The following is a 6,473-nucleotide window of genomic DNA, read 5'->3' on the forward strand; positions in this document are numbered from 1 at the left end:
GTGGTAAGTGTGGGAGGAGGGGGGAGAGGAAAAGTAGTGATAATCTATATTAACTAACTAATAATTGTTAAAAACAGACTTTGAGTCTTGCTAAATATTTGACTGTTGAAGTATAGTCGAAGTATAGCATTACTTTTGGTAATTGGTATTACCACTACTAATAATTTCAAAAAAGATTCTTGCTAAAACTTCAATCAGTAGTAAGATTACAGGGGATTTTTATATAAAAACCAGGGTTTAAAGACTCTATTTTAAAGGATAAAAAAGAAAAAATTTCCCTTTTAAGCAGTCTTATTCTTGAAAAATAAGAGCTAATTAGGGTTTGCTGAAAAAAGCAAAGTATGGAGAAGGTGGGGAGTTTGGGAAGACAAAGAAAGTAGGGAGAAATAATTTAAGAAGTGATTTTTCTGCCGTAGTCACGCCAAAATACTAACTTTTCCAGGGTTGGGGATTGAAAAGTTGCTATTTTTTTAGACCTTGAAAAAGCTAAAGCGTTTATTTATCAATGTTTTGACGTTTAATCAGCAAACCCTAATTATTAATTATTGAATACCTAAATCATCACTGTAGCAAATAGTTATGAAATTAGGATAACTAGATTTTAAGGAATGTCTTTTATGGAAGAATCAAAACGTAATCAATCACAGTGGTTTTCAGAGTATAAAACTACTGCTGAAGAGGTAGAAAAAACAGGTCAATATCAACCTTTAATAGACTGGTATGACCAAAATAGTGAAGCTTTTGAAGGAGGTACTTATGCTGCAAATAAATGCTGCGAACTTCTATATCAGCATATTGGAAATTCTTCTAATTTAGCTATTCTAGATTTAGGGTGTGGTACTGGTGACCAAGGTCGTATTTTGAATGAAATGGGAGTTCAAGCTTTGTTTTATGGAATTGATATGTCAGAAGGAATGCTAGAATCTGCTAGAAGTAAAGGATTATATAAAGAACTCAAACAGTCTATTCTACCTGAAATTCCCTATCCTGATAATACCTTTGATGTTGTTATTAGTGCAGGAACTTTATGCTCTCCTGGAAATGCGCCACCAGAAAGTTTACCGGAAATTATTCGGGTGACAAAACCAGCAGGAATACTTTGTTTTTCCTATCGTCAACATTGGTTTGAAAATGAGGATAGTGGGTGGAAAAAAGTGCATGAGGAAATGTTAGAAACAGGGTTAATAAAACAGATTTTATGTGAGGTTGATAATTATAGTATTGGTCGAAATCTTAGTGGGTTATATTTCGTTTGTCAGAAGTTCTGAAAATATTAGTTTGGGGATGGCGATCGCTTCCTTGAAAAAAAAATTATGGTTAAATAGTATGATTTGATAAAAATTAAGTCAATGACTAAACAATCTCAAGAATTTAATGAACAACGTATCCTCTCTCATGGAAATAAAAATGAAAGTCTCAAAGAAACCATAGAAAGAGTTAAACAAAGAATAATTGAAATGGGAGATAAACCCTATGTTACTGTTGCTAGACAACTAGAACTTCTGAATGAATTAGCAGCTTTTCCTTTAGGAAAGTTTTGGTTACACAATCGTGGTTTAAATGGTTATTGGACAGATTATGTAATCGAACATCAGTATAGAGGAAAAGTTGGTGGTATTGATACACAAGTTCGTAGTTTAACAGAATTAGAAAAATTTATTTTGGAGAGAAGTCCTCGTGTTCTTGCTGCGCAGCAAAGAGATATCAATTTCAGTAAAATCAGTAAGAATTATTTACAAGAAGGTTTAGTTTTTGCTTCCTTACCTTCTGGGATAATGAGAGATTTGTTAAAATTGGATTTTACAGGTGTAGAAAATTTTCGTTTAGTGGGAATTGATATTGACTCTGAAAGTTTAGAATTGGCAAAAAAATTAGCTGAAGAATATGGGTTATCTGACAAAGTAGAATTCCATCAAGAAGATGCTTGGAATCTTTCTTTTCAAGATGAATTTAAACTATTAAATAGCCATGGTTTAAATATTTTTGAACCAGATGATGACAAACTAACGAAGTTATATCAGCAGTTTTTCAAAGCATTAATACCAGGAGGTATATTGGTAACTAGCTTTTTCACCCCACCGCCAAATATTGACCCTAACTCAGAATGGGATATGAGTTATATTAATTCAGAAGATTTATTGCTTTCGGAAATTATCTTTTTTGATGTATTGGATGTTAAATTTACAGCCTTTAGAAGTTCATCAACGACAAAATTACAACTACAAACTGTTGGTTTTGATGACATAGAATTTATTTGGGATAATGCCAGAATATTTCCCACAGTAGTAGCGCGTAAACCTAAATAGGATGGGTGCATCTCAATGCGTGAATAAAGCCAAAAATTTATCCCTTTTAGGGAACACTTAACTGGGAACAGGGAATAGGAAATAGGGAATAGGAAAAAAGTATTTTTGCCAAGATGAGATGCACCCAATAGGATGTGGATAATTTTCTGATTTGAACAGAAGATTTAGCAGGTATTCAAACTTAAGACTTTTGAGGGCAAACCTTAGTATTGGTCGAAATTTTAGTNTGCCAGAATATTTCCCACAGTAGTAGCGCGTAAACCTAAATAGGATGGGTGCATCTCAATGCGTGAATAAAGCCAAAAATTTATCCCTTTTAGGGAACACTTAACTGGGAACAGGGAATAGGAAATAGGGAATAGGAAAAAAGTATTTTTGCCAAGATGAGATGCACCCAATAGGATGTGGATAATTTTCTGATTTGAACAGAAGATTTAGCAGGTATTCAAACTTAAGACTTTTGAGGGCAAACCTTAGTATTGGTCGAAATTTTAGTCGGTTATATTTTGTCTGTCAAAAGTTGGGAAAATATGATTTTGGCGAAAGCGATCGCTTCCCCCCAAAAAAATTATAGTTAAATAAATTAAGGCAATGAATCAACAATCTCAAGAATTGAATGAACAACTTATCCTCTCTCATGGAAAGAAAAATGAATCAACAATCTCAAGAATTGAATGAACAACGTATCCTCTCTCATGGAAAGAAAAATGAAACTATTGAAGAAACCATAGAAAGGATTAAACAAAGAATTATTCAGACTGGAGATAAACCCCATGTTACTGTTGCTAGACAATTAGAACTTCTTAATGAATTAGCAGATTTTCCTTTAGGACAATTTACATTACAAAATGGAGGTTCAAATGGCTATTGGACAGATTATGTAATGGAACATCAGTATCAAGGAAGAATTAGTGGTGTTGATACAAATGGTCGTACTTTAACAGAATTAGAAAAGTTTATTTTGGATAAAAATCCTCGTATTCTTGCCACCCAAGAAAGATACACCAATTTCAGTAAAATTCTTCAGAATTATGTGCAAGAGAATATAGTTTTTGCTTCTTTACCTTGTGGGATAATGAGAGATTTGTTGAAGTTGGATTTTACAGGTGTAGACAATTTTCGTTTAGTGGGAATTGATATTGACTATGAAAGTTTAGAATTGGCAAAAAAATTAGCTCAAGAATATGGCTTATCAGAAAAAGTAGAATTCCATCAGGAAGATGCTTGGAAGNGAATTATGTGCAAGAGAATATAGTTTTTGCTTCTTTACCTTGTGGGATAATGAGAGATTTGTTGAAGTTGGATTTTACAGGTGTAGACAATTTTCGTTTAGTGGGAATTGATATTGACTATGAAAGTTTAGAATTGGCAAAAAAATTAGCTCAAGAATATGGCTTATCAGAAAAAGTAGAATTCCATCAGGAAGATGCTTGGAAGTTGCCTTTTAAAGATGAATTTACACTATTGACTAGCAATGGTTTAAATATTTATGAACCTGACGATGAAAAAGTCACGGAATTATATCAACAGTTTTTCCAAGCATTAAAACCAGGAGGTATATTAGTAACTAGCTTTATTACTCCATCCCCAGATTTAGACCCAAATTCAGAATGGGATATGAGTCAGATTAATTCACAAGATTTATTACTTTCAAAAATAGTATTTTTTGATATATTAGATGTTAAATTTACAGCCTTTAGGAGTTCATCAACGACAAAATTACAACTACAAACTGTAGGCTTTGATGAAATAGAATTTATTTGGGATAATGCAAGAATATATCCTACAGTAACAGCGCGTAAACCGAAATAGGGTTTGCAGAAAAAGTTTTTTTAAGGAGTAGGGGAGCGGGGGAGTAGGTAGGGACGTTGCATAAGGGCGTCCGTACGGGAGTAATTTTTTTTGCTCAACTCTTACCCAAAATGCGCTCCTTTTTGATTTTTCGGGAACCGTGCATAAAGATATGAAAAATAGGTAATTTTTCAAGATATAAAAAGGCTAAAACCTTTATCTGTAAATGCTTTGATATTTAATCAGCAGAGCAATAATTAGGATGTGATAGAAGGTAAGCATTTCCTCCATAATCCTAATAGCTAAATTCTTACCACAGAAGTTTATTTTTTAACAAAAAAAATGAGCTGGTATTTAAACTTGAGAAATTAATTTTGTTCAACAAAACCTTCTACCTAAAAAATTTGTTTGCCTAACTAAAATCTCAATAGTTGAATTGATTTACAAAATGTTATAATCTACTAAGCAAAATAAGTAAATGGACAAAAAAATTGAGATTTAGCATCATTGACATGATGTAATTAATTCTGTCCGACTACTTATGGTATAGGAATCAAAGGATATCAAATTATGGCATACGATTACGATTTATTTGTAATAGGTGCAGGTTCAGGAGGGTTAGCATCTTCAAAAAGAGCAGCGTCTTATGGAGCAAAAGTAGCGATCGCTGAAAATGATTTAGTTGGCGGTACTTGTGTTATTAGAGGATGTGTTCCGAAAAAACTAATGGTTTATGGTTCGAGATTTTCTCACTTATATAAAGATGCAGTGGGTTATGGTTGGAGTGAGGTAGAACCTAGTTTTGATTGGCATAAATTGAGAGATACTGTAAATACAGAAGTTCTACGTCTGAATAAATTACATATCAGTTTCCTAGAAAAAGCAGGGGTAGAGTTAATAGAAGGATATGCTAAATTTCTTGACCCCCATACTGTAGAAGTAGGCGATAAGAAATTTACAGCGGATAAAATTTTAATCGCTGTTGGTGGTAGACCAGAAAAAATAAATATTCCTGGTATTGAACATTCTGTCACCTCCCGTGAAATGTTCCACCTCACAGAAAAACCAAAAAGAATGGCAGTTTGGGGAGGTGGTTATATCGGTGTCGAATTTGCTGGAATTTTAAATGGTTTAGGTACCGAAGTTACTCAAATTATTCGTCGAGACCTAATTTTACGAGGATTTGATGATGACATTCGCAGCAATATTCAGGAAGGAATGGCAAAACATGGGATTAAATTCCGCACCAATACCAATATAGAAAAAATTGAGAAAGTACCAGAAGGGTTAAAAGTTCACTTGACTGGAGAAAACGCTGAACCTTTAATAGTCGATACATTTCTCTGTGCAACTGGTCGGAAACCAAACTTAGCAGGTTTGAATCTAGAAAATGCTGGAGTCGAAACACTCAGAGGTGCAGTTGCTGTTAGTAACAACTGTCGTACAACTCAACCAAATATTTACGCTGTGGGAGACTGTATAGATAAAGCAAATTTGACTCCTGTTGCTATTGCTCAAGGTCGCGCTTTTGCTGATACCGAATTTGGTAATATTCCCAGAGCAATTTCTCTAGAAAATATCCCCACTGCTATTTTCTCAGAACCGGAAGGAGGAACAGTAGGTCTGACAGAAACAGAAGCAAGAGAAAAATTTGGTGACTCTATCAAATGTTACCGCGCAAAATTCCGCCCAATGTTCCACAGTTTGACAGGTGCAGAAGATAAAGTAATGGTGAAATTGGTAGTTGAAGGTAATACTGATCAAGTTTTAGGAGTACACATGGTAGGTAAAGATGCTGGTGAAATTATTCAGGGTATGGCGATCGCTGTAAATATGGGCGCAACCAAAGCAGACTTTGACCGCACTATTGGTATTCACCCTTCTACTTCAGAAGAGTTTGTGACTTTACGTTAAAGAATTTAGAATTTAGTAGGAGTGATTTTCTGCGGAATTTTCCACAAATACGAATTACCCTTACAAAAGTTAGAAATTAAATTCTTAGTTTAGGATAGTCTGCGCTTATGTTTTAACATTTTATTGTAGGGGTTTGGTCTCCAAACCCTGGCAAAAATTAGATTTGAAAACTAAACTCCTACAGTTTTTTTCAGGAATCATTATCTCATAGCTATAAAACTAGAAAAAATGTTGAACTGATAAGTGATGGGATTGGAAAACTAAACTCCTACAGTTTTTTTTCAGGAATCATTATCTCATAGCTATAAAACTAGAAAAAAGATTTAACTGATAACTGATGGGATTTGGAAACTAAACTCCTACAGTTTTTTTCAGGAATCATTATCTAATAGCTCTAAAACTAGAAAAAATGTTGAACTGATAATTGATGAGATTGGGAAACTAAACTCCTACAGTTTTTTT

General features: G+C 33.8%; 5 protein-coding genes. All 5 read left to right on the top strand.

What is annotated here, in order from left to right:
• Positions 1-617 precede the first annotated feature (617 nt).
• The 5 genes from AFK68_RS15835 (at position 618) to gor (ending at position 6,011) form a co-directional block, all read left to right on the top strand.
• Positions 618-1,268, top strand: a complete 651-nt coding sequence (locus tag AFK68_RS15835) for a class I SAM-dependent methyltransferase (protein WP_168186502.1) — start codon at positions 618-620, stop codon at positions 1,266-1,268.
• Positions 1,269-1,349: 81 nt separating this feature from the next.
• Complete coding sequence (locus AFK68_RS15840; protein ID WP_094673621.1) at positions 1,350-2,306, top strand: class I SAM-dependent methyltransferase; 957 nt, start codon at positions 1,350-1,352, stop codon at positions 2,304-2,306.
• Between the two features lie 649 nt (positions 2,307-2,955).
• The coding region (locus AFK68_RS15845; protein ID WP_210407430.1) for a class I SAM-dependent methyltransferase at positions 2,956-3,537 on the top strand (582 nt) is incomplete at its 3' end.
• A gap of 50 nt (positions 3,538-3,587) precedes the next feature.
• Positions 3,588-4,118 (top strand): class I SAM-dependent methyltransferase, encoded by a 531-nt coding sequence (locus AFK68_RS45375; protein WP_371357411.1) that lies wholly within the window; start codon positions 3,588-3,590, stop codon positions 4,116-4,118.
• A 549-nt stretch (positions 4,119-4,667) separates the two neighbouring features.
• Positions 4,668-6,011, top strand: coding sequence for a glutathione-disulfide reductase (gene gor / locus AFK68_RS15855; RefSeq protein ID WP_094673624.1), 1,344 nt, complete (start codon positions 4,668-4,670; stop codon positions 6,009-6,011).
• The last annotated feature ends 462 nt before the right edge of the window (positions 6,012-6,473 follow it).

The organism is Hydrocoleum sp. CS-953 (assembly GCF_002260545.1).
Lineage (GTDB): Bacteria > Cyanobacteriota > Cyanobacteriia > Cyanobacteriales > Microcoleaceae > Trichodesmium.

Coding starts and splice junctions, on each gene's coding strand:
- AFK68_RS15835 (WP_168186502.1), top strand. CDS start 618: ATGGAAGAATCAAAACGTAATCAATCACAGTGGTTTTCAGAGTATAAA.
- AFK68_RS15840 (WP_094673621.1), top strand. CDS start 1,350: ATGACTAAACAATCTCAAGAATTTAATGAACAACGTATCCTCTCTCAT.
- AFK68_RS45375 (WP_371357411.1), top strand. CDS start 3,588: ATGAGAGATTTGTTGAAGTTGGATTTTACAGGTGTAGACAATTTTCGT.
- gor (WP_094673624.1), top strand. CDS start 4,668: ATGGCATACGATTACGATTTATTTGTAATAGGTGCAGGTTCAGGAGGG.